We start from the raw sequence: 21,331 nt of genomic DNA, 5'->3' as shown, positions 1-21,331 counted from the left end.
GTAAAGAAATAAACTTTTGGAAAAATTCGTTGCCTTGACATCTGGTGTGTATTTTTTTAAAATACTAAAAAAATTTCGCGTTTATTTTTGGAAATCTATATGCTTGAAAAAATGAGAAACATTGGCATCATGGCTCACATTGATGCTGGAAAAACAACCACGACAGAAAGAATTCTTTATTACTCTGGAAAAATTCATAAAATCGGTGAAATTGATGACGGCGCGGCTACAATGGATTTTATGAAGCAGGAGCAAGAGCGTGGAATTACAATCGCTTCAGCTGCAATCACAACTGAATGGAAAGGCTACAAAATAAATATCATTGACACTCCAGGCCACGTTGATTTTACTGCGGAAGTTGAACGCTCTTTGCGTGTTCTTGATGGAGCTGTTGCCGTAATCTGCGCCGTTGGATGGGTTCAGCCTCAAACTGAAACTGTCTGGAAGCAGGCTGATGAATTTCATGTTCCGCGCATTTGCTTTGTAAACAAAATGGACAGAGTCGGTGCGGACTTCTTTGGAGCAATGGAAGATGTTCGCAAAAAATTTGGCTGCGAGCCTGTTGCCCTTGAAATTCCTATGGGAAGCGGACAGGACTTTGAAGGCGTTATAGATCTTCTTAAAATGAAAGAAATCTGCTGGGATTCAGAAACTGAAGGAGAAAAATTTACAGAATCAGAAATCAGCGATGAGTACAAAGAACTTGCACAGGAATGGCGGGAAAAACTTGTTGATACAGTCGCTTCAAATGATGAAGAACTTACAGACCTTTATATAGAAGGCAAGGAAATTTCTGTTGAGCAACTTGTATCTGCATTGCGCAAAGCTACAATTAACAGAACGCTTGTTCCGTTCCTTTGCGGTTCAAGCCGGCATAATCAGGGAGTTCAGCCTCTCATTGATGCGGTTGTCGCTTATCTTCCTTCGCCAGATGAAGTTCCGCCTGCTGAAGGAATTCATGTAAAGAGAAATGAAGAGGAAAAAATTCTTGTAAAATGCGATCCTGATTCAAAGACTCCGGCTGGTCTTGTTTTTAAAATTCAGTATGACCGCGAGGCAGGAATTCTTTGCTTTGTAAGAATGTACTCTGGAAAAATTTCAACTGGAACTCAGGTTTACAATGTTGGCAAAAAAAAGCGTGAGCGTGTAAATAGAATTCTCCGTGTGAATGCAAACCGGATGGAGCAGATGGACAGTGTAAGCGCAGGAGACATTGCGGTTTTTGTGGGCTTGAAATTTGCGCAGACCGGAGATACTTTGGGTAGCGAAGGAATGCCAGTTCTTCTTGAAAGTGTAAAATTTCCGGAGCCTGTTATTTCGATTGCGATTGAGCCGGAAACAATGGGCGACCGTGCAAAACTTCAGGAAACTCTTGAAATCCTTAGCCGTGAAGATCCTACGTTTACTTTCCGCGATGACGAAGAAACAGGACAGCTTGTTATTTCTGGAATGGGAGAGCTTCACCTTGATGTTCTTGTTACCCGAATCAGAGACGACTTTAAAGTTCAGTGCAGGGTTGGTTCTCCGCAGGTTACTTACAGAGAGTCAATTTCTACTGCCGCCGATTATAAGGAAGAGTTCAGCAAAGTTCTTGCCGGAAAAGAAAATGCGGCTTGCCTCACGATTCATATTGAACCAAGAGAAACTGGTGCTGGAAATTCTTATACTTGCGCAGTGCATGACAATTTAATTCCAAAAGAAATTTATGAAGCAATTGAACAGAGTATTCAAAGCTGTTTTACTTCTGGAATACGAATGGGTTACCCTTGCACAGACATTGCGGTTTCTGTAACTGACATAAAATATGATGAGCTTACAGCTTCTACTTTTGCATTTGAAGCCGCCGCTGCCGAAGCGTTTGACAAAGCGTGCGAGTCTGCAACTCCTGAACTGCTTGAGCCGGTAATGGAAGTTGATATTGAATGTCCTGCTGAATTTGTTGGAGACGCAATGAGCCAGATTACACAGCGTGGCGGAATGATTGTTAGCATGGATGAAAAGTCAGGCGAAAGTGTAATTCATGCAAAAGCCCCAATGGCAAAAATGTTCGGCTTTTCAACAAATCTTCGCTCTGTAACTCAAGGAAGGGCAAGCTTCGGAATGGTGTTCAGCCACTTCCAGGTAAAGGTGTAAATTCTTATAGGACGCTTGAGCAAGATTGTTTACTGCGTTACTGCTTTTGCGGAAACATCTTCTCGGGCTGTTCCTTTTGCGCTGCTTGCATTGCCTCTTCTACTGAAATTAATTTAAAATAAAAAAAGACACTTGAAAACCAAGTGCCTTTTACTGAGCTACTCGTGATTCGAACACGAGACCCACGCCTTAAAAGGGCGTTGCTCTACCTACTGAGCTAGTAGCCCATCCGTTTTTCAACGTGATTAGTATCATATACTCTAAAACAAATTTGGTCAAGAGCATTTTACTGTTTTTTCAAAATAATTCTAACAAAATTTTCCCCTTGACACAGTTTGAGTTTTCTTTTTTACTTTTATTAGTTATATGAATGGACTTGTTTTAGACGGAAGTAAAAATGTTTTTCAAGTTGAATGTGATGATGGCTTTATCCGCGAATGTTCTTTAAAAGGAAAAATCTTAAAGGACGGAAAAGGCTATTACAATCCGCTTGCGCCTGGAGACATTGTTGTGCTTGATGATGATTCCCTTGAAGAGGAAAAAGGGCTTATAAAAAATCTTGTTCCTCGGAAAAATGAATTTGTCCGCTGGAATGTAAAAAAAAGACAGCCTCAGGTTCTTGCTTCGAACTTGGATTATCTTCTGATTGTTACAACTCCCGATGAACCTCCGTTTAAGCCGCGTTTTATTGACCGTGCGCTTGTTCAGGCTGATTTTCAGAAAATAACTCCAGTGATTGTCTGCAATAAATATGAGCTTTCGCAGTCTGATGAATTTAAAGAGAGGCTTTTGAACTGGGAAGAAATGGGCTACAAGATAATCCGTTCAAGCGCAAAAACTGGAGAAGGAATCGAGGAGCTTGCGAATTTCATTGAAAACAAAACTTGCGCCTTTGTTGGAAAAAGCGGCGTTGGAAAAAGTTCTATAATAAATGTTCTTGATAACAATGTTGTTTTAAAAACCGGCAGTCTTTCTAAAAAATACGGAAAGGGAACCCATACAACTACAAAAGGGACTTTGATTCATCTTCAGCTGAATGAAGCTCTTATGGGCGGAAGAAAAGATGCGGTCGCAAATATAATCGATACTCCGGGCGTAAAAACTTTTTTGCTTCACGGAATTTCCGCGGAAAATCTTGCGCTTTATTACAAAGAATTTTTTCCGTTTATTGGAAAATGCAGTTTTGGAATGAGCTGTTCCCATGTCAAAGAAAAAGGCTGTGCAATTTGCAAAGCTGTTGAAGAAGGAAAAATTTCAAAGGCGCGCTACGAGAGCTGGAAAAAAACTTTTGAAGAATTAAAGACTGGCATTTGGGGCGACTGATTTTTCAGTAAAAAAATTTTTTGGAATTTCTGATTCGATTGTAATTTTTTCTTTTGAAACCGGATGCACAAATTCTATTTTTCTTGCATGAAGCTTTATTCTGTCTGATTTTATTCCGCCGTAAAGCTCATCACCTGCAATTGGAAGATTCATACTTGAAAGCTGAACTCTTATTTGATGTGTGCGTCCTGTGTGCAGCTGGCAGTCAATTTGAATAAAACCGTTTTTTTCTGAAATTATCTTAAAATCAGTTTTTGTAAAAAGTCCACCCCTTGATTCTGGAACAATTCCCATTTTGCAAGCCGAGCTTTTTGGTGAGATTCGCGCGATGAAATTTTCAACTGTGAATTCTTTTTGTTCAGGAAGTTTTCCAGTGCAGACGGCTCTGTAGATTTTTTTTATTCCGCGGGTTTTAAACATTTCAGAAATGTCTTTGTTTACACTTCGGCTCTTTGTGAATAAAAGAATTCCGCTTGTTTCTCTGTCAAGCCTGTGCATTATTCCAACGTAAGGTGGATTTCTAAGAGAGGAATTTTTTTGCCACAAATATTTTACCGTGCAGTCGTGGGCATTTTTTCTTTGACCTGTGATTGTCTGCTCGGTTGGAAGAAAAGGCGGCTTGTTTATTGCGATTAAATATTCATCTTCAAAAAGAACATCATTTTCTGTAAGTTCAAAATCTGCGTCTTCCGGTTGTTTTTCAAAAAAGAATTTTTCCTTGTCAATTAAAACTTTTATTGCGGTTCCAGAATTTATTTTAAATGAAGGAATTCTGCATTGCCTTGAATTTATGTAGACTGCGCCGGAAACAATTAAACGTCTGATTTTGCTGTTGGAAATTTCGCCTTCAAGAAGTTCTGGAATTTTTTGCCGTAAAAATTCATTTAGAGTTTTCTTTTCGTTTGCTGTCCAGTTTTTTTCAATCATTGTTTTATAATAAACTTCATTTTGAATAAATTCAATTTCCGCCGAATTTTAATTTACAAAAAAAATGCAAGGTTCTATAATCTTGCAAATATGGAAAATCAAGAAAATTTAAAGCTTGGAGTTTGCTGGATTTTATTTTCCGCATTTGGATTTGCAGTAATGGGACTTTGCGTGCGTTTGGCAGGAAATCTTCCTTTTGTCCAAAAAACTCTTTTTAGAAATCTCATTGCGTTTTTTGTTGCTTTTTCAACTTTGTACATGAAGGCTAAAAAGGATAAGTCGGTTTTTTATGTTCCGCGTGAGGCTTGGAAATTTTTGCTTTTAAGATTGGCTGTCGGCTCCCTTGGAATTTTTGGAAATTTTTATGCTTTGGGTTTTATGAATATTTCTGACGCCGCTATGCTGAATAAAATGTCGCCATTCTTTGCTGTGATTGCAAGCATTTTTATTCTTGGTAAAAAGCCAAATTTTGTTTCTGCGTTTTCGTTGATTGTTGTTTTTACCGGCTCGCTTTTTGTCATTAAGCCTACATTTGATTTTGTAAAAGTTTTTCCAGCTCTTTTTGCTTTTGTCGGCGGAATGGGAGCTGGTTTTGCATCTTGCTTTGTAAGAAAACTCCATTCGTATAATGTTTGCGGCGATTTTATAATTGTGTTCTTTTCACTTTTTTCCAGCTTGCTTGCTGTTCCCTTTGTTTTCTTTTTCCATGCGTCTATGAGTTTGCCTCAAGTTTTGATTTTACTTTGCGCGGGACTTGGAGCTGCTTGCGGTCAATTTGGAATGACAAACGCGTACTTCAATGCTCCGGCTTCAAAAATTTCAATTTATGATTATTCGAATATTGTTTTTGCAGGAATTCTTGGATTTGTTTTTCTTGATCAGGTTCCAGATATTTTTAGCGTTGCAGGATATTTTATTATAATCGGAACAGCAATTCTTGTTTTTATTTACAATTCAAAAAATGCGGCTAAAAGGCAAAGTGAAAATTAGCAGGGAGTTTTGCTTTCTGCAAGGGATTTTAAAATAGATTCCATTACTTTAAAGCTTGCAGGAGTCAGCGATTCTATGTTGTCATTCTGTGTGTGGAAAAGACGCCAAGTGTAGGGCAGGTGCTCTTTGTATGAAAAGTCCGGAATGTTTTCTTCAATGCGTTTTTGCTTTGAGGATTCTCTGTTCATCACCGCATCTTCAAGAGACTTGTCGCTGTTGATTTTTCTTGCATAAAGCGAGGCTTCTTCTGCTGGCAAAAGTGTAATTGCGACCGCTGGAATTCCGCAGGCAAGAAAAGACGCATTGTCGCTGTATGGAACTGGAAGAGTCATCCATCTGCCGTCTGTGGCGCGCTTTAAAATATTTTGTGTTCTTGTGTAAAGGTCATTGAACTGCGATTTGAATTTTGCAGAAGCAAGAGAACTTAATCCGCTTTTTGAAAGAATTGGAATTTCCCCACGTCCGCAAGCATCAAAAACATAAACATCATCGTTTGTAATTCCAAGACGCTGAAAAGTTTTTGCAATTCCAAATGCGCCTTGGTTTGTTACAGTCCAGCCAAGCTCTTCTCCGTCTGTAAAGAAAATTCTTACATTATGGAACGAAGGATAATCTTTAAGCCACACCGCCCAGTTCATGAGCTGCCAGTCCGCCGCGCTGTTGTCGTTTGCGCCTGGACTTTCTTGAACTCTGTCATGGTGGGCAATTACAGTTTTTATTTTAAACTGGGGATTGTAGCTTGAAGAACCAAACTGAACTAAAATGTGATTCTTTCCGTCTATTACAACACGGTTGGAATTTACACCGCGGCTTTCAAGCCATTCTTGTATAAAATCCGCCCTGTTGCAGTCTTGAGCTAGATATTCTGAAAACTCATTCGGAAAGAATCCCATATTATTTTAGTAGTCTCCGTTTCTGCGACGATTGTTTGAACCGAATCTTTTTCCGCTGTCTCTTGAAAATCCAGAACGCTCACGAGGCTTTTTTTCTTCTGCATAGTTTACGCGGATTTTGCGTCCGTCAACTTCTTTGCCTGCAAGCTTGGCAATTGCCTTGTCTGTTTCCGCAGGATCTTCCATTTCAACAAAGCCGAAACCTTTTGATTGGTTTGTATCGCGGTCAATAATAATTGTTGCAGAAACAACATTTCCATAAGCAGAAAACAATGAGCTCAATGTATCTTGTGTTGTTGCATAGCTCAAGTTTCCAACGTAAAGTCTTTTTGACATAAATAATTCCTTGCAGATTCACAAAGCCTTGGCAAGGAATCATGCAATATTAAAATACTATGGAAAAAATGCGCTGTCAAGTAAAATTGCCTTTGATAAACGGACCAAACGCATTATAAATGTATTCAGCACAAAACTGGCTGCCATGCACGGTTTCCTGGTTCAAAACCGCGCAATAATGCGCTGCACGCTGATTGTTGCAAAGCAACTATAGAATTGCCCGCTCACGCGGTCGCAACAATCAGAGTGTTTTTGCCCCGGGAACCGTTCCTTCCCGCAAACTTTACTTAAATTATTTATAATGCGTTTGCCCTGCCTTTGATAAATTTATCCTGTTGATTTTTAACATTCTGTGTTATAATATCTTTTACATGAAGAAAGAAGAATTTTATGATTTGCTGGAAAGTATTCCAAAAGCCGAGCTCCATGTTCATGAGGAGGCTGTTTTAAGCAGGGAAACCGTAAAGAAAGTTTATAAGCGTAATTTTAATCAGGATATGTCAGATGAGGAATTCAATTCTCTTTTTGAATACGATGATTTGACGGGCTTTCTTTCTTCCTTTATAAAAATCCAATCTTATTTTACAAACATAAATGACTTTGAATATATGTTCAAGGATTTTGAAGCTTACTTGAATAAAAATAATATTATCTATTGCGAAACTTTTTTCAGTCCGACTTCGCATTTAAAGAAAGGCTGGAGTTTCCACGACATGATCAGTATTGTTCAAAAAAACATTGAGCGCATAAAAGAAAATTCCGGGCGCACTGTAAAACTCATTGTTGATGTGAGCCGCTCGTTTGGCGTGGAAAACGCAATGAAAAATCTAGACCTTGTGCTTGCTGAAAAAAATCCTTATATCGTTGGAATCGGGCTTGGTGGAGATGAAAAAAAAGGACCTGCCGCGGAATACAAGGATGTTTTTGTAAAGGCAAAAGAAAACGGACTTCATGTTGTAACTCATGCAGGAGAAAGCTGTGGCGTTTTTTCCATGAAAGACAGCTTGGAACTTTGCAAGGCTGAACGGCTTGGTCACGGAATCGCCGCTGCTCAAGATGCTGATTTTATGAAGTATCTTGCGGAAAATAAAATTCCGCTTGAAGTTTGCCCTACAAGCAATATTTTTATCCTAAAAGAATTCAACGGCGATATGAAAAATCATCCTGTAAAAAAACTTTATGATGCGGGAGTCTTTGTTACTCTTAATACAGATGATCCTACATTCTTTAAAGTTTCGCTTATTGATGAATACTGGAATATTTACAAAGATCAGAATTTCTCTTTGGACGAAATAAAAGAGATTATCAAGAATGGATACAAGGCTGCTTTTATTTCCAAGGAAGAAAAAGATGACTATTGTAAAAATGTTGATTCTGCCTGGGACGCTTGGTTTAAAAAACATCCAGACGCAAACTAACAGAATAATCTGAATTTTGTTATTGGCATTTAAATATTGTTGCCGTGCAAGTCGCAAATCTGATATGCACGGCAATTTTTTTGTCATCTTTTAATTTTTACAGTAAAACTAATCTTGGTTTCTTTTCCTTGCCAGTCAGTTATTTTTAAAGTTCCTCTTCCGGCAGTGCCAGTTGTTTTTACGTAGATTCCTGACATTCCGCCTTTAAGAGAAACTGCTTGTGGTCCGATTATTTCAATTGCGCCTTCTGCTTCTGCAAGTACAGCTTCCTGTATAAAAGACTGAAGGTTTCCGTTTTCGTCTTCTGCCCGCAAATGAACTTCTGCAACATCGTAAGTTTCTTCTTCTATTAAAATTGTGCGGCTGACTTGCGTTTTTAAAGAGGCATTTTTGCACATTGACTTTACAAGCGTTTTTACAGTCTTGCCGTTTTTTATTGCTTCAAATTTATAAGAAGAAGATTCTCCGCCCCAGTTGCTTATGTATTTTCCAAAGAGTGCAATTAGTTTTTCTTTCGAAATAACACGCATTGCAAAAAGCTTTGCGGCTTCCAGTTTATATTTTGCAGAAAGACTGTTCTGCCCGAATTTTTTTATTGCAAAAATCAGCTCTTTTATTTTTTCACTGTTCTTTGCAGAAATTCCTTCTTCATCAATGAGCCTGTTTCCGATTATGTCGTCAACAAGAATCGGTCCGTGCGCAAGATTTTTAAACGGTGAATCAGACGCTTTGAATTCCTTTATAAAAGTGTTGTTTACAAAAAGCTTTACGGAATCAGCGTTTGTAAAAATCCACAGGTCGCCTAAAAGTCCTTCGTTGTATTCTCCGATACTCATGTTGGAATTTACTTCAATAAAATCCCCTGTAAAATCTTCCTGGCTTTTATAGACAGCGGCTGCCAGCTTTGGATTTCTGAACATATCCATTACGCCGTGGTAGCAAATTCTGTCCCCGGAACCGAATTCCTTGTGAGTGTTGTAGTCGAAGGCGCACCAGCCACTTGAGCCTGCGCAGTCATCGTGTCCTGCAACGCTGTCAAGAACTGTGGCGTGCCTTATTGCGTGCTCAGTTCTTCTTTGCTCAGTGTCGAATGATTTTGTCGGGAACATATGGCCTGAATGTTCTGTTACTAAATATCCGCCGTGGCTTTTTGTAACTTTGATTTTATCAAGGCTTCCGGCGTTTTTACCTGAATGGCTAAAGTCGTTGTAAGTATATACATCTTCCAGCAAGTTGCTGTTCTTGATGCATCTTACGCCGCCAGTTGGACGAGTTGAGTCTGTTTTGTGCGCAAGGAAATTTGTCGCCTTGTAGAATTCGTCATCGTCCTTGCTTTCATTTATTCTTACACCCCACATAAAGACTGAAGGATGATTTCTGTACTGCGAAATCATTTCATCTTCATTTTCCAAAGCCTGCGCTTTCCAGGCATCGTCGCCAATGTGCTGCCAGCCCGGAAATTCCGTGAACACAAGAATTCCAAGTTCATCGCATCTTTCTATAAAATATTTGCTCTGCGGATAATGCGAAGTCCTTACGTAGTTTACGCCAAGCTCGAGTTTTAAAATGTCGGCATCTTCTTTCTGGATATTCTTTGGCATTGCGTATCCCACGTAAGGGTATGACTGATGTCTGTTTAGTCCGCGAAGCTTTATTTTTTTTCCATTGAGATAAAATCCGGTTTCATCAAATTTTATTTCCCTGAATCCGAATCTTACATTTTTTTTGTCTGCAATTTTTCCCTTTGGATTTATAAGTTCTGTAACAAGATTGTAAAGAACCGGCTGCTCAAGAGTCCACGGATGAACCGGCTGTGCGTCCGCCGCAGTAAGAATTTTGTTTCCCGGAACGCCTGTGTTTATCTGCGCCACCACAGAACTTGAACTTTCCACTCGCTGAACAATTGAATATCCTTCCGCGTCAGAAGAATTCAAAGTTATCTCTGTTTCAAAATGGCTCGCCTTGGTTTTTATAAAAATGTCTTCTATATAAATAGGATTTTTTATATCAAGATAAACGTCTCTGTAGATTCCTCCGTAAGTCATGTAGTCGATTACAAATCCAAATGGCGGAATGTTTAAAGACTCGCGGCTGTCCAGTTTTAATGCAAGCAGGTTGTTTCTTCCTGCCGGCAAAAGAGAATCTGTCAAGTCAACTGTAAAAGCTGTATATCCGCAACTGTGCCTTGCAAGAAATTTTCCGTTTAAAAAAACATCGCACTGATGAGCCGCGCCTTCTATTGTAAGAAGAATTTTTTTCCCTGCCCATTCTTTTTCTGTCTTAAAAAATTTTCTGTAAATGCTCAGCTTTTGATATTCGCTTTCATCAAATCCGTTAAAAGGAGTTTCGCAAACTGAATGCGGAATTCTTACCTGCTCGAATTTTCCCTTGTATTTTGAATCCAACATTTTTTCATTGAATGACGGAGAAAATTCCCAGCCGTTGTTAAAATAAATTCTATCTTTCATTCTTTTAGTCTATTCAAAAGAATTTTTATCGTCAAGGTTGAAGCTGCCAGTTTAATTGTAAAAAAGTCGCTTGTTTTGCGACCTTTTATGAAAAAGTGTTCTTATAATTTGTAAAAAATCGCTTCTTTCTTCTTGGCAAAAGTCGGGGAGAATGGAATTAAGTTATATTATTTTTATTGGAGGGCTTTTATGAAAAAGCTATTGGTTGCTGGGTTTTGTCTTTTGGGAGCTTTGTGCTTTATGCAGGCTCAGAATGTTGACTGGAAGAACTATGGAGCGGGAATTGAGGAAGGAGATTTTATTGTCCGTGGCGACATTGGATTTTCTAGGCACTGGAAAAGTTTGCCTTATGACGGCTCTATGAAAGTTCCGTATCTTGAAGCGTCTGTTGAATACACAAAAAAGCTTGGCGAGCTTCCTCTTGGATTTGGCGGATTCATCGGATATTCTCAGGACAAGATGAAAGAAACTGCTTCGTTCGGAGTTGAAGATGTTCCTGACTACGAATGGAAAGGCGAAATGAATTACATCAACTTGGGCGCGCTTGCAAACTATCATATTCAAGTTCCTGTAGAAAAACTTGATTTGTACGCAGGACTTCGCCTTGGACTTGAATTCTGGAACTGGAAAGTTGATTACAAATATCCTAGTTACGAACCAGTTTATAATTATGATGGTTATCTTGTCAGCTATAAATATAAAACTGAAAAAGAATCAATCAAGAAAAACGGAACAAATTTCTATGCTGGAATAAACTTTGGAGCTTCATATTTCTTTACTGAAAAATTCGGCGCGAATATTGAAGTAGGTTATCCTCAACTTATAAAAATCGGCGGAACTGCAAAGTTCTAGGATTGAAAATTCTGCGCCTTTACAGACCGTGCTTTTTTACGATTTTTTTTATGTCGGTCTTTAATGCGCGCAGGATTTCAGATTCAATCAGCTTTAGTTCTTCCACAGAAACAGAATCATTGCTTGAGTCTTGCGGCATATAAAGTCTGTAAGGCTCAACTTTAAGTGAGGCGGCGATTCTTTCAACAAACGAAAGAGAAGGAAAACGTTTCTTTGTTTCAATCTGCCCAATGTATGAAGTGTCTGTCTTGCAAAGTTCCGCAAGTTTTTCCTGCGTCATGTTCTGTTCTTTGCGGAATCTTTTCAGATTGCTAATAAATGTGTCTTGTAAATCCATTGTTTATATTCTAAAAGCTACTTTTTTCTTTTTGTATACGCTTGACGCATGGTTAAATTGTGCTAAAATATAGTCTATTAGCTAATAAAACGGCGTGGTTGCATAGAAAATGCAGGAACGCAAGGAGAATTTTATGATTAAAGTTTTTAAAAGTATTATGGCGGCTTTTCTTGTTGCTGTAATGGTTGCTAGCTGTTCCAACGGAAGTTCCGGGGGGGGGCGACAGTAGTGATGAAAATTCCACATCATCATTAGCTGGAACTGTTTGGGAAGTTGGAGGTGTATACCTGTATTTATATGAGGATGGGATATGCTCTTTGGTGGCAGGATCGGCTCAGCCAGGAACTTATGATGAGTCCACAAAAACTATACATATAACATCACCTGTTTCTATTTATTATACTTATGAAATTTCTAGTGATACAATGATACTTTCAAAAGATGGAAAATCTATATACTTAAAAAAACAAAGTTAGTTTTTTTGTTTTGCATGGTTTCCTCAAAAAGAAGCCATGCAGAAGATTTTTTATTGAAACTGATAAAGTGAGTGAAAAAGATGTTTTATGAGCAAGCAAAAAAATGATGATTTAGAAGTTGCTAAAAGAACAAGAGAATATATAAATTTTTTCATAAATGAATATATAAATTGGGGAGATTTAACAGAACTGTTTTGCTTTTCATTCAATGAAATGAATAAAGCATTTAATTCCAATTTTAAATTATATTTTAATATAAAATCATGTTTAATGTTGGAAGACCTTTTAGAATATATTGAACTTATTAATGATAAAAAAAGTTTACAGGGATATGTTGTTGAAAGGTTGCCAAATGAAATTTTTATTCGTAGACCGCTTATAGTAAATAATAAGTATGTTCCTGTCTTGTTTACAGAAAATATTCCGCAAAAATTTGATAAAGATTATTCAACTTTTATATCTAATAATGAAATTGAAATAAACAAGTGCTTAAAAGAAAAGGGATTAATTCTTAGACTAGTAGCAAACAATGAAAACGAATATATAATTACATATAAAACAGAGCGTATTATAGAACACGAAGCATTACAAATTGCGGAACAATTACAAGAAACTTTTTTGACAGAAAAGACGGGATTTGAAAAGCCAGTTAAAATTGAAAAATATTGCTCTGAATATGATGTTATAATTGATGAATCTGTTTTTGAAAAAGCAATTGAATATGCGAACAGTAATTTGATTGATATAAAAATTACTTATAATAAAAAAGAAAGTATATTAAAATCTAAGTTTAATAAAATATTTATTGAAGAAAGTGCTGTTTCAAATTTAAATTATGATTTAATACTTGAATGTCCTGTTTGTGGTATTAGATTTGCAGCAGAAAAAATAAAGAATCATATTTTGGAGCATCATACAAGCTGGAAAAGCAGATGTTCAATATTGCAACAACTTGATTATGATAAATTTTATTGTAATCATTGTAGCAATGGAGATTTAAGATTGCATTCAGCATCTTATGTTGCTTCTATAGGGCATATAACTGGAGAATGTAAGAATAAGGATTTTTGGGATAAAAAGAAATATTCAAATGATATTCATGCAGTCAAAATGTTGAGTGGAATTTGGGAAGGTTCTATTTATTCAGATGATTCTTCCTTTCTTGGAAATTCAGGACAATTATTTCGTGATAATGGAAAATTTGGATCTTATCCACTAGAAGATAACTATGAATGATAAATGGAGGTAAAAACATGGCAACCGGTATTTTTGATTCAAAAAACGGAAAGGTAATTTTTGTATGTATAAACAAATCATACGAAAAATTGAGCAAAGGCATAAAAGTTGCAGGAAGAGCGTCTCGCTGGGACTGTGTTCGCAAATACTGGCCAATTGATGACGTAAAAAAGGCGAACGAGGCAGATTTTATTTTGGGTGTTTGCCACAAAGAAATTGTAGTAGTATGCAAAATGGACGAGCGTGGCTGGCGAAAAATTTCAGAGGATAGCCAATTAATGAATGGGTTTAAAAATGACGCTGAAATAATTGAATGTCCTAGTTTGCTTTCCCGATATGCGTTTTCTGGTGAAATTGTTGATGATTCTCCATATTTAGGAATGGAAATTCCAATTGAATATGGATTTAACCAATCAAGAACAGTAACTTACAATTACTAGTTTTTAGAATTTTTGTTAAGGAGAGAAAATTTGTGTTGCAAAATATTTTATTTGTTAAAAAATTAAATTTATAATCTAATTTCGTTTATTATAATAGAAGTGTTTTCAATTTATAGAAACAGGAGATGATTGGCAATGGGCGGAAGTTATATTGAAGACTGGAATTTGTTGGTGGCTCAGCATTCACAATTTTATAATCAACCTGAATATAAAATTCAGGCTCTTTGGGAAAATTATTTTTCCGAAATATTTGGTTTCAAAAAGATTCTTAATGAAATTGATTCGCAGCGGAAACTTCATATAGGCTCTACAGACAGGGAAATTCCCGACATCATTTTGAACAAGGACGGCAGGGATTTATTTATTTATTGTGGAATTAAAGCAGTATTCACTTTCAAAAAATGATGACTTTGAAAAACAGCTTTTAAACTATATGAGCCACACAGACCTTAGACTTTCAATCGGTATTCTTGTCTGTGAAAAACTGTATCTGTATTTTTACAATCATTCTGACAATAAAAATGATTGCCTGGAAATTCCTTTTGAAAAGGACAACGAGCTTGGAATAAAATTAATGGAGCTTTTCAGTAAAAACAATTTTGATGTAGAGAATACAAGAGATTTTATTCAGTCTGAAATCAAAAACAAAAATGATGTCGTAAAAGTAAAAAAAGAAATTTCAGAGGAGCTTGTAAAAAATCTTTTGACGGAACATTTCATAAAAACTTACGACAAAGATGTTGTTGAATCTGCACTGAAAGGTTTTTCATTTATTTGCTCCGAAAGAAAGAATATGAATACTGGAGCATCTGCTGTAGTTCAGAATCCTTCTGTTCCATTTACTTCAAGTGGAAAAAACAAAGCCCAGTTCACGGTGAATGGAGTTCCTACTGGAGGAAAATGTCCTACTGTTCGATATGTAATAGAAAGCTATGTAAAAAACAATCCTGGAATAACTTTTGAGCAATTACAAGAAGCTTTTCCTGATGAAGCTGCGAGACCAGGATTTGGAAAAGTTGTAAGACGGCTTGAAGATGTGAAGGATAATGAATGGGGCGGACACAGATTTAATAAACATCCAATAATTTTGTCCGATGGCCAGCAAGTTGCTGTGAGTACACAATGGGAACCGCAAAATATAAAAAATTTTATAAGAGCCGCAACGGTACTTGGCTTTGATATTTCTTCCGATTTATAGTTTTTAAAAGTCCCCCGTTTTGCGACTTTTTTAGCTTGCATTGCCGTACAATTTTGTAAAAACTTAAAAGAAAAGAGAGAATAGCTTATGTCCGAGAATGCAGAAAAAACTGACAAGAAAAAAGCATCTGTTGTTTTTGAAAATGTGAAGGTTTACATTGAAGACCGCGGCAAAACCTATGAATATTTTATGACGGATGACATCGATGTTCTTTTCAGAAAACTCAATTCGCTTGGCTACCGCAATGTAAAAGAATCCGACTGGAGGCTAAACTCATCACTTGCAAAGTCTGTACGGAACAAAATGACCGAGCTTGGATGCCGTTTTTCAATGACATTTTCCCATGGCACAAGTGTCCTGAATTTCTGGGCAAAGAATTCAACTCGTCCTTATTTTGTTAATCTTGATGAGCTTCTTCCTCTTGATTCTGTGCTAAAAAGGCAAATGAGTCGCATAAAAGAAAGTATTACTGGAACTGAAAATTTTAAGAAGCTTGCAGAGCGGAATTCCTGGACTCCGCTGATGATGGCAGTGATGTTGAATTCGCGAGAGTCCGCAAAAGAATATATTGCAGAAGGATTCGATGTAAACTGTTCTGACAAAGATGGCATAACTCCACTTATGATTGCGGTTTTCAACAGAAACAAAGAGATGGTGGAGCTTCTTATAAAAAATGGCGTAGACGTGAATTACTGCACAAACCGTGGAACTTCAATTCTTCTTCTTGCAATTATGAACAACAAGGACGACCTCTATACCGAGATAATAAAAATACTGCGGGATGCGGGTGCGCGGACTGACAACATTTGCCTTAACTCAAAAACTCCAGAAGCAAAACTTACTTTCAATCAGACTTTGGAATATTTTATCTCGCAGTTCACTTTGAACGGACGAGGAAAGCCAAGCCTCATCTACAAGAACACGAGCATCGGCGGTGAGGGAGGAATTGACAAGCGGGCCTTCTCAAAAATCAGAAGCCAAAAAAATCCAAACTATCATCCCAAAAAGAACACTGTTTTTCTCCTTGCGCTCGGAATGAATCTGACTGTTGAGCAGACCGAGCAGCTTCTATTCAGCGCAGGCTATGCTTTTGACGAAAAAAACAAATTCGACATGACAATCAAGGATTTTATCCAAAAACGGAATTTCAGAATCGAAGAAATTGAAAATGCTTTGTTTGAAGCAACTGGAAAATATCTCGGACAAAAAGAAGACTCAGAAAAATAACGGAAAAAAAAACGCATAATACAGGGCAAACGCATTATAAATAATTTAAGTAAAGTTTGCGCGAAGGAACGGTTTCTGGGGCAAAAACACTCTGATTGTTGCGGCCGCGTGAGCGGGTAATTCTATAGTTGCTTTGCAACAATCAGCGTGTAGCGCATTATTGCGCGATTTTGAACCAGGAAACCGTGTCTGAAAGGCAATTTTATGCTGAATCATTTATAATGCGTTTGCCCTGGCACATAATAAATATAAAATTGCAATTTTCCTTGAATGCAATTATAATTTTAATATATTAAAAAATTATAGGAGGCATCTCATGATTGCAGTCAAGGCTTATTATGACGGAAAATCTTTTGTTCCTCTTGGAAATATTACTTTTAAATTAAAACAGTCGGCTATAGTTGTTGTGGATGAAGAAAATGATTCTGATGAAAAATCTGTTTCATGCCGCGGACTTGCTGCTATCTATGCGAATCCGTCGTTGGTTCACCTTGAACAGGAAACAGCTTCTTCTGCTTTTTCTGGAAAATAAAAATGACTCTCATAGATACAAATGTTATTCTCCGCTATCTTTTGGATGATATTCCAGAACAGGCGGACAAAGCAGAATCTGTTATAAAGCAAGGTTCTTTTACTTTGCCAGAAATTATTGCCGAAGTTGTGTATGTGCTGACCAAGCTTTATAAAGTTCCTAGAAATGAAATAAAATCAATAGTTGTTCCTGTTTTTAATGAAGTTGAAATTCAGAATAAGGAAATTATTGTTAATGCGCTTTCTATTTTTTCCGAAACATCATTTGATTTTGTTGACTGCATTATAATTTCGAGAAAAAAACTTCTTAATGAAACTATTTTTACGTTTGATAAGAAACTTTCTGCAAAATTAAAATAACTCCTTGTATTTTCCATGGCATTAAAATTGCAATTTTCCTTGAATGCAATTATAATTTAACTGATTTATAGTTTTGAATTTTTGTGAGGTTTATATGCCGTTAAAACTTATAGGAATTTTATTTTTGGTTGTTCTTGTCGCTCTTCTTACTGGATTCAATCTTTCTAACAAGTGCTCAATCTGGTTTTTTCATAGCTTTGAAAATATTCCGGTTTTTGCAGCATTGCTTTCCGCTTTTTTGGCTGGCGTTGTAATTACGCTTCCGTTCACATTTGGGAAAAAAAGAAAAACGGATTCCTTTTCTGAAACAAAAAAGAAAGAAAAAAAATCCGGGCAGAAAGTTCAGCAAGAAGAAGCTCCTTTGCAGCAACCGCAGGAAAACGCTGAATGAAAAAATTATTGCTTGCATTTTTCGCCTGTGTTGCTTCCGCTTCTATTTTTGCGCAGAATAAAAAATCCGCGGAAATCATAAAAAAGGAAGCTCTAAAGCAGGAAACTGTTCTTGACTCAATTGACTATTTAAAGCATAACCTTGACTTTGCCGATACTGCCGCGGACACTCGTTCTCTTCTATATTATACCGGAACTTTGCAGGAACAGCTCGGACTTTATACCGACGCCGGAAATTCCTATGCAAAGGCAGCTGGCATTGCGGCGCATGATGCTTCAAATATGCCAAAGGTTACTTCTGAGCAACTTGTTCTGAATGCTGTGCGTGCGAATCTTTGCGCTGGCAACTGGGAAACTGCCGATTCTTACTTGAACAGCGCGGTCAGGAATTCCAAGAATGAAACTGTTTCCGCTACGGTCAAACTTTATTCTGTTTGGAGTGAACTTTGCAAGGCATCTTCTGTTCCCGGCGCGGACATTTCCGATTCCCTGGAGCTTTTAAAAGCATACAGTTCAATGCACTCCATGAAAAGTGTAAAGGCGCAGGTTCTTTTTACCTTATGGCATTTGACTTCAGCAAGAATTTATGCGGATGAACTTAACCGTGAATTTCCTTTAAGCCCGGAATCATCTGTTGCAAATGGAAAAAGCCAGATAATGCGCGTTCCGTTCTGGTACTTTGTGCCGAAAGAAAATGCCGCTTCATCTTCACAAAACCGTTACACTGAAAATTCAAAAGTGCCAGCGAAAGATTCTTCTGTTCAGCCTGAGATTTCTTTGTCGCAAAAACATCCCGGAAAAAAACAGCAGCTTGGTCTTTTTAAGAAAAAAGAAAACGCCGATGACTGCATAAGAAAAGCAAAAGAAAAAGGATTCGACGCATACTGCTACACAGAAACCCGCTCCAGTGGAACTACATATTTTATAGTCGCCGTGGACGAAAACTCCAGCATGACAATGGGGCAAAAACTAAAAAACGCCGGCATAGACTGTTATACGATTGAATAAAAGTTGCCACACGGATTTGAGCATTGTCCGCATAAAACGGAATCTTTGTTTTTTAACCAACGACATTGTCAGCTGGTGCAAATAAAAAATCCGCAAATAAAAACTTTTGGAGCTTTTATGAAGCTGCCAATTACAACCGGCCGCCTGATTATCCACAGATACGCAGAAAAGGATTTGAACGACCTTTACGAATATCTTTGTGATGAAGAAATCGTGCGTTTTGAACCTTATAATGCGCTCAGTTTTGAAGAAACAAAGAAAAGCCTTGAATGGCGGATTTCTTCCGATGAGATTTTTGCAATTGAACTGAAAAGCCTGCAAAATGATTGGAAACGTCTTTCTTGGGAAACGCGACTGCGACCCGCTGGACGACGACGAAAAACTGTAATTTCCACTTGAAAAACACATGAAATTCACATATATTCAAGTGTAGATTACTGTTTTTGGAGGATACTATGGCAAACTTGACAATCACTTTGGATGACCAGGACAAAAAAGACATCTCATCATTCTGCGAGCAGGTCGGAATGACTGTTTCAGGGCTTTACAACGTTTTTACAAAACAAGTTCTCCGCGAAGGACGGATTCCGTTCGACGTAGCCGTTGACCGCCCTAACCGCAAGACAATCAAGGCAATGAAAGAAGGCGACAGAATTGCGAACGACCCGAATGTGAAAGGATACTCATTTAATGAATTTGTCGAGGAGATGAAAAAATGGTAGAACCAAAATATCAAATCAAGTGGACTTCGCAATACAAAAAAGACATAAAACTTGCAAAAAAACGACATTACAAAATTGAAGAATTACAAAAAGTTGTCTTTTCGCTCGCAAACGCTCTTCCTCTCGATGAAAAATACCACGACCACGAGCTTGAGGGAAACTGGAAAAATCACCGTGAATGTCACATAAAACCGGACTGGCTTTTAATTTATCAGATAAAAGATGATGTGCTGATTCTTGAACTTTCACGCACAGGAACTCACGCTGATTTATTTAAAAAATAGAATTTTTTTCCAGCCCGCTTATTTTTCCCGAAAAATTGCTGTGATTTTCACGCTTCATGGTAATACGGACAGATGTCCTCAAAATGTCCGTCCTTCATTCTGAAAACCCGAAAAATTATTCTCCAAAAATCTCCGAATAATAATGCTTTTTTCCGTCCAGGCTTGCGTAGCGGATTTGCTCCTCATCCTGATAACATAGAATGAAATTCGGAGAGCCGGGAACTGTGAATTCCAAATCAAACGGCAGGTCTTCAAATTTGTATTTTGTATAAGGTTTTCCGGCGGAATCTGCGAGCGGTTCATTCGGGTTCAAGCCCTTGTCAATTTCTCCGCCCAAAGCCCAGTTGCTGGGGCAGTGCGGAATTTCGTATTTGAAAATTCCCCTGTCGGTTTTTACGGTTAAAATTTTGTCTGAATTTGTGTCGTTAGTAACAAGAAAATGCGCATCTCCGTGCTCGTCTTTCCACACGGAAATCACAAAAAGATAGCCGTGGTGGTCAACGTTTTCAATCTTTGCGTCGGAAAGCAGCTGCGGATAAAAAACCGTCCCGAAATTGTTCGAGACAAGCACATTCTGCATTACAAGATTTTTGTGCGACCAGGAAACTCCGTTTTTTGACCGCTCATTGTTTTTTCCGTAGTCCATATAAAGCGGAAACCATAAGCCGCCGCCGTTCACGTACAGATTCCTGAAAGAGACGTTGTCAACATCGCTGAATTCAAGCTGAAACATCACGCACGCGTTCACATAAGCCTTGTTTTCCGCGCCGAAATTAATGGAAGGAATCTCAAAGCGCACATTGTCAAAATGAATCTCGCCGGTTTCAACTTTAGAAATCCATTTTCCGTTCACTTCGTTTTTTCTTGAACGCTGGTCGCCGTAAATCTGAATTCCGTCCAGATGAAGCTCTCCGGAAAGCGGTCCGTGCGCAAGGTCATAGACGTAAAGATTCTTCGCATGGAATTCACGCAGCGGATTCATCGCATCCGAAGTGAATCCGCCAATCTTGCAGTTGTTCAATGTAATGTATGAGCTGCTCACGTTTCCTGTGAACGAGCAGTTGTTGAAAACAAAATAAACTTTTCCCGCCGAATCAGGGCTTACCGCATCATTTCTGAAAGCCTTGAACCTGCAGTTTTCAAAAACAACCGTTTTTCTTCCATCGTATCTGTCCATTCCGAGCGTAACAAAATCGTGGCTGGAAAAATCAAAATTGCGGACAGCCGTGCGGTCGGGAAGCTCCCTGATTTTGTAAGAGGAAAAATTGAACTGGTCTGTGTCTGGGCGAAAAGTTACCGTAACGCCGGGCGCAATCTCCGTGTTGCCGTTTGCCACCGTAAAATCCGCCGACTCATCCGCGCCGCAATTCCGGCTGTCAGGAATATTTCTGTAATCCCACGAATTCCGGCGGATCCGGTCAGGATCATCGTCATCCTCATCAAAAATATGGCACGAAATAAGCGATGATACAAATAAAAATACAGTTGAAAAAAGAATAAAAAATCTCTTCACATTGCAATTCTATATTTTTACGGAAGAAGAATCTATATATTTGCAATAAATAATCCTGCCAACAAAAAATGCTTCAAAAAAAAACTTATGTTCTGGCAGGCAAAAAACAATAAAATTATAAGTTGTTATTCAATATTGTTTTGATTTTATTTAGAACATCAGGTTTGTCATTCACACTATAATCTGACGGTTCCTTATCATCAATAAAATTAACTTTAACCTGAAGATAATAGTCATTGCTTTCCAAGATAGCCTCAACTTGATGGATT

Annotated in this window: 24 protein-coding genes and 1 tRNA gene; 18 read left to right on the top strand and 7 right to left on the bottom strand. The window is 37.9% G+C overall.

Features of this window, described 5'->3' with window-relative positions; translation table 11 throughout:
- The first annotated feature begins 99 nt into the window (after positions 1-99).
- Positions 100-2,133: an elongation factor G gene (fusA, locus tag TRESU_RS09160; protein WP_013701971.1), complete on the top strand. Its 2,034-nt coding sequence runs from the start codon at positions 100-102 to the stop codon at positions 2,131-2,133.
- A 154-nt stretch (positions 2,134-2,287) separates the two neighbouring features.
- On the opposite strand, the gene TRESU_RS09155 is transcribed toward fusA, so the two are convergent.
- Positions 2,288-2,360, bottom strand: a tRNA-Lys gene (locus tag TRESU_RS09155).
- 139 nt (positions 2,361-2,499) lie between these two features.
- On the opposite strand from TRESU_RS09155, the gene rsgA reads away from it, so the two are divergent.
- On the top strand, positions 2,500-3,456 hold the full coding sequence (gene rsgA, locus TRESU_RS09150) for a ribosome small subunit-dependent GTPase A (protein WP_013701970.1): 957 nt from the start codon (positions 2,500-2,502) through the stop codon (positions 3,454-3,456).
- Here the strand turns inward: rsgA and TRESU_RS09145 are convergent.
- Positions 3,430-4,383, bottom strand: coding sequence for an RluA family pseudouridine synthase (locus TRESU_RS09145; protein WP_013701969.1), 954 nt, complete (start codon positions 4,381-4,383; stop codon positions 3,430-3,432). The genes rsgA and TRESU_RS09145 overlap by 27 nt on opposite strands.
- 90 nt (positions 4,384-4,473) lie before the next feature.
- Here TRESU_RS09145 and TRESU_RS09140 point away from each other — a divergent pair, with 90 nt between their 5' ends.
- Complete coding sequence (locus TRESU_RS09140) at positions 4,474-5,373, top strand: DMT family transporter (protein WP_013701968.1); 900 nt, start codon at positions 4,474-4,476, stop codon at positions 5,371-5,373.
- On the opposite strand, the gene TRESU_RS09135 is transcribed toward TRESU_RS09140, so the two are convergent.
- Positions 5,370-6,266 carry a M28 family peptidase gene (locus tag TRESU_RS09135; RefSeq protein WP_013701967.1) on the bottom strand — a complete coding sequence of 299 codons (897 nt, stop codon included), beginning with the start codon at positions 6,264-6,266 and terminating at the stop codon, positions 5,370-5,372. The two genes, TRESU_RS09140 and TRESU_RS09135, sit on opposite strands and share 4 nt — an antisense overlap.
- A gap of 6 nt (positions 6,267-6,272) precedes the next feature.
- Positions 6,273-6,602 carry an RNA recognition motif domain-containing protein gene (locus TRESU_RS09130; protein WP_013701966.1) on the bottom strand — a complete coding sequence of 110 codons (330 nt, stop codon included), beginning with the start codon at positions 6,600-6,602 and terminating at the stop codon, positions 6,273-6,275.
- Positions 6,603-6,973: 371 nt separating this feature from the next.
- On the opposite strand from TRESU_RS09130, the gene add reads away from it, so the two are divergent.
- Complete coding sequence (gene add, locus TRESU_RS09120; RefSeq protein WP_013701965.1) at positions 6,974-8,020, top strand: adenosine deaminase; 1,047 nt, start codon at positions 6,974-6,976, stop codon at positions 8,018-8,020.
- An 83-nt stretch (positions 8,021-8,103) separates the two neighbouring features.
- Here add and TRESU_RS09115 read toward each other — a convergent pair whose 3' ends face one another.
- Entirely contained in the window at positions 8,104-10,488 is a 2,385-nt protein-coding gene (locus TRESU_RS09115; RefSeq protein WP_013701964.1) for a glycoside hydrolase family 2 protein, read from the bottom strand.
- A gap of 189 nt (positions 10,489-10,677) precedes the next feature.
- Between TRESU_RS09115 and TRESU_RS09110 the strand changes: the two genes are divergently transcribed.
- A complete protein-coding gene (locus tag TRESU_RS09110; RefSeq protein WP_013701963.1) occupies positions 10,678-11,340 on the top strand; it encodes an outer membrane beta-barrel protein in 663 nt (220 codons plus the stop codon).
- 19 nt (positions 11,341-11,359) lie between these two features.
- On the opposite strand, the gene TRESU_RS09105 is transcribed toward TRESU_RS09110, so the two are convergent.
- Positions 11,360-11,677, bottom strand: coding sequence for a helix-turn-helix domain-containing protein (locus TRESU_RS09105; protein WP_013701962.1), 318 nt, complete (start codon positions 11,675-11,677; stop codon positions 11,360-11,362).
- 563 nt (positions 11,678-12,240) lie between these two features.
- Between TRESU_RS09105 and TRESU_RS09095 the strand changes: the two genes are divergently transcribed.
- The 13 genes from TRESU_RS09095 to TRESU_RS09040 all read left to right on the top strand — a co-directional run bounded on the left by TRESU_RS09095 (position 12,241) and on the right by TRESU_RS09040 (position 19,549).
- Positions 12,241-13,389, top strand: a complete 1,149-nt coding sequence (locus TRESU_RS09095) for a hypothetical protein (RefSeq protein WP_013701960.1) — start codon at positions 12,241-12,243, stop codon at positions 13,387-13,389.
- 17 nt (positions 13,390-13,406) lie between these two features.
- Entirely contained in the window at positions 13,407-13,829 is a 423-nt protein-coding gene (locus TRESU_RS09090) for a hypothetical protein (protein WP_013701959.1), read from the top strand.
- Between the two features lie 135 nt (positions 13,830-13,964).
- A complete protein-coding gene (locus tag TRESU_RS09085) occupies positions 13,965-14,234 on the top strand; it encodes a hypothetical protein (RefSeq protein ID WP_013701958.1) in 270 nt (89 codons plus the stop codon).
- On the top strand, positions 14,200-15,027 hold the full coding sequence (locus TRESU_RS09080; RefSeq protein WP_013701957.1) for a hypothetical protein: 828 nt from the start codon (positions 14,200-14,202) through the stop codon (positions 15,025-15,027). The genes TRESU_RS09085 and TRESU_RS09080 overlap by 35 nt, the downstream gene beginning before the upstream one ends.
- Positions 15,028-15,114: 87 nt before the next feature.
- Positions 15,115-16,254 (top strand): ankyrin repeat domain-containing protein, encoded by a 1,140-nt coding sequence (locus TRESU_RS14300; RefSeq protein ID WP_013701956.1) that lies wholly within the window; start codon positions 15,115-15,117, stop codon positions 16,252-16,254.
- A 316-nt stretch (positions 16,255-16,570) separates the two neighbouring features.
- A complete protein-coding gene (locus tag TRESU_RS09070; protein ID WP_013701955.1) occupies positions 16,571-16,786 on the top strand; it encodes a hypothetical protein in 216 nt (71 codons plus the stop codon).
- A 2-nt stretch (positions 16,787-16,788) separates the two neighbouring features.
- Positions 16,789-17,145, top strand: coding sequence for a type II toxin-antitoxin system VapC family toxin (locus TRESU_RS09065; RefSeq protein ID WP_013701954.1), 357 nt, complete (start codon positions 16,789-16,791; stop codon positions 17,143-17,145).
- Positions 17,146-17,239: 94 nt separating this feature from the next.
- Positions 17,240-17,536, top strand: a complete 297-nt coding sequence (locus TRESU_RS09060; protein WP_013701953.1) for a hypothetical protein — start codon at positions 17,240-17,242, stop codon at positions 17,534-17,536.
- The gene (locus TRESU_RS09055) at positions 17,533-18,543 is read left to right on the top strand and encodes an SPOR domain-containing protein (protein WP_013701952.1); all 1,011 of its coding nucleotides are present in this window, start codon (positions 17,533-17,535) and stop codon (positions 18,541-18,543) included. The genes TRESU_RS09060 and TRESU_RS09055 overlap by 4 nt, the downstream gene beginning before the upstream one ends.
- Positions 18,536-18,628 (top strand): DUF3781 domain-containing protein, encoded by a 93-nt coding sequence (locus tag TRESU_RS15915; protein WP_169309754.1) that lies wholly within the window; start codon positions 18,536-18,538, stop codon positions 18,626-18,628. Before TRESU_RS09055 ends, TRESU_RS15915 begins: the two co-directional genes overlap by 8 nt.
- Before the next feature lie 32 nt (positions 18,629-18,660).
- Positions 18,661-18,942, top strand: a complete 282-nt coding sequence (locus TRESU_RS09050) for a GNAT family N-acetyltransferase (RefSeq protein ID WP_013701951.1) — start codon at positions 18,661-18,663, stop codon at positions 18,940-18,942.
- 56 nt (positions 18,943-18,998) lie between these two features.
- Positions 18,999-19,265, top strand: coding sequence for a type II toxin-antitoxin system RelB/DinJ family antitoxin (locus tag TRESU_RS09045; protein ID WP_013701950.1), 267 nt, complete (start codon positions 18,999-19,001; stop codon positions 19,263-19,265).
- On the top strand, positions 19,259-19,549 hold the full coding sequence (locus TRESU_RS09040) for a type II toxin-antitoxin system YafQ family toxin (protein WP_013701949.1): 291 nt from the start codon (positions 19,259-19,261) through the stop codon (positions 19,547-19,549). Before TRESU_RS09045 ends, TRESU_RS09040 begins: the two co-directional genes overlap by 7 nt.
- 115 nt (positions 19,550-19,664) lie before the next feature.
- On the opposite strand, the gene TRESU_RS09035 is transcribed toward TRESU_RS09040, so the two are convergent.
- Positions 19,665-21,062 carry a hypothetical protein gene (locus tag TRESU_RS09035; RefSeq protein WP_013701948.1) on the bottom strand — a complete coding sequence of 466 codons (1,398 nt, stop codon included), beginning with the start codon at positions 21,060-21,062 and terminating at the stop codon, positions 19,665-19,667.
- Positions 21,063-21,331: the final 269 nt, after the last annotated feature.

Source organism: Treponema succinifaciens DSM 2489 (assembly GCF_000195275.1).
GTDB classification, from domain to species: Bacteria; Spirochaetota; Spirochaetia; order Treponematales; family Treponemataceae; genus Treponema_D; species Treponema_D succinifaciens.
This window is presented reverse-complemented; position numbering and strand designations above follow the sequence as displayed.

Excerpts from the sequence above, each read along its gene's own strand:
- TRESU_RS09095 (WP_013701960.1), top strand. The coding sequence starts at position 12,241 with ATGAGCAAGCAAAAAAATGATGATTTAGAAGTTGCTAAAAGAACAAGA.
- TRESU_RS09055 (WP_013701952.1), top strand. The coding sequence starts at position 17,533 with ATGAAAAAATTATTGCTTGCATTTTTCGCCTGTGTTGCTTCCGCTTCT.
- TRESU_RS09115 (WP_013701964.1), bottom strand. The coding sequence starts at position 10,488 with ATGAAAGATAGAATTTATTTTAACAACGGCTGGGAATTTTCTCCGTCA.
- TRESU_RS09090 (WP_013701959.1), top strand. The coding sequence starts at position 13,407 with ATGGCAACCGGTATTTTTGATTCAAAAAACGGAAAGGTAATTTTTGTA.
- TRESU_RS09065 (WP_013701954.1), top strand. The coding sequence starts at position 16,789 with ATGACTCTCATAGATACAAATGTTATTCTCCGCTATCTTTTGGATGAT.
- TRESU_RS09145 (WP_013701969.1), bottom strand. The coding sequence starts at position 4,383 with ATGATTGAAAAAAACTGGACAGCAAACGAAAAGAAAACTCTAAATGAA.
- TRESU_RS09130 (WP_013701966.1), bottom strand. The coding sequence starts at position 6,602 with ATGTCAAAAAGACTTTACGTTGGAAACTTGAGCTATGCAACAACACAA.
- TRESU_RS09105 (WP_013701962.1), bottom strand. The coding sequence starts at position 11,677 with ATGGATTTACAAGACACATTTATTAGCAATCTGAAAAGATTCCGCAAA.
- rsgA (WP_013701970.1), top strand. The coding sequence starts at position 2,500 with ATGAATGGACTTGTTTTAGACGGAAGTAAAAATGTTTTTCAAGTTGAA.
- TRESU_RS09135 (WP_013701967.1), bottom strand. The coding sequence starts at position 6,266 with ATGGGATTCTTTCCGAATGAGTTTTCAGAATATCTAGCTCAAGACTGC.
- TRESU_RS09060 (WP_013701953.1), top strand. The coding sequence starts at position 17,240 with ATGCCGTTAAAACTTATAGGAATTTTATTTTTGGTTGTTCTTGTCGCT.
- TRESU_RS09085 (WP_013701958.1), top strand. The coding sequence starts at position 13,965 with ATGGGCGGAAGTTATATTGAAGACTGGAATTTGTTGGTGGCTCAGCAT.
- TRESU_RS09040 (WP_013701949.1), top strand. The coding sequence starts at position 19,259 with ATGGTAGAACCAAAATATCAAATCAAGTGGACTTCGCAATACAAAAAA.
- TRESU_RS09110 (WP_013701963.1), top strand. The coding sequence starts at position 10,678 with ATGAAAAAGCTATTGGTTGCTGGGTTTTGTCTTTTGGGAGCTTTGTGC.
- TRESU_RS14300 (WP_013701956.1), top strand. The coding sequence starts at position 15,115 with ATGTCCGAGAATGCAGAAAAAACTGACAAGAAAAAAGCATCTGTTGTT.
- add (WP_013701965.1), top strand. The coding sequence starts at position 6,974 with ATGAAGAAAGAAGAATTTTATGATTTGCTGGAAAGTATTCCAAAAGCC.
- TRESU_RS09140 (WP_013701968.1), top strand. The coding sequence starts at position 4,474 with ATGGAAAATCAAGAAAATTTAAAGCTTGGAGTTTGCTGGATTTTATTT.
- TRESU_RS09070 (WP_013701955.1), top strand. The coding sequence starts at position 16,571 with ATGATTGCAGTCAAGGCTTATTATGACGGAAAATCTTTTGTTCCTCTT.
- TRESU_RS09045 (WP_013701950.1), top strand. The coding sequence starts at position 18,999 with ATGGCAAACTTGACAATCACTTTGGATGACCAGGACAAAAAAGACATC.
- TRESU_RS09050 (WP_013701951.1), top strand. The coding sequence starts at position 18,661 with ATGAAGCTGCCAATTACAACCGGCCGCCTGATTATCCACAGATACGCA.
- fusA (WP_013701971.1), top strand. The coding sequence starts at position 100 with ATGCTTGAAAAAATGAGAAACATTGGCATCATGGCTCACATTGATGCT.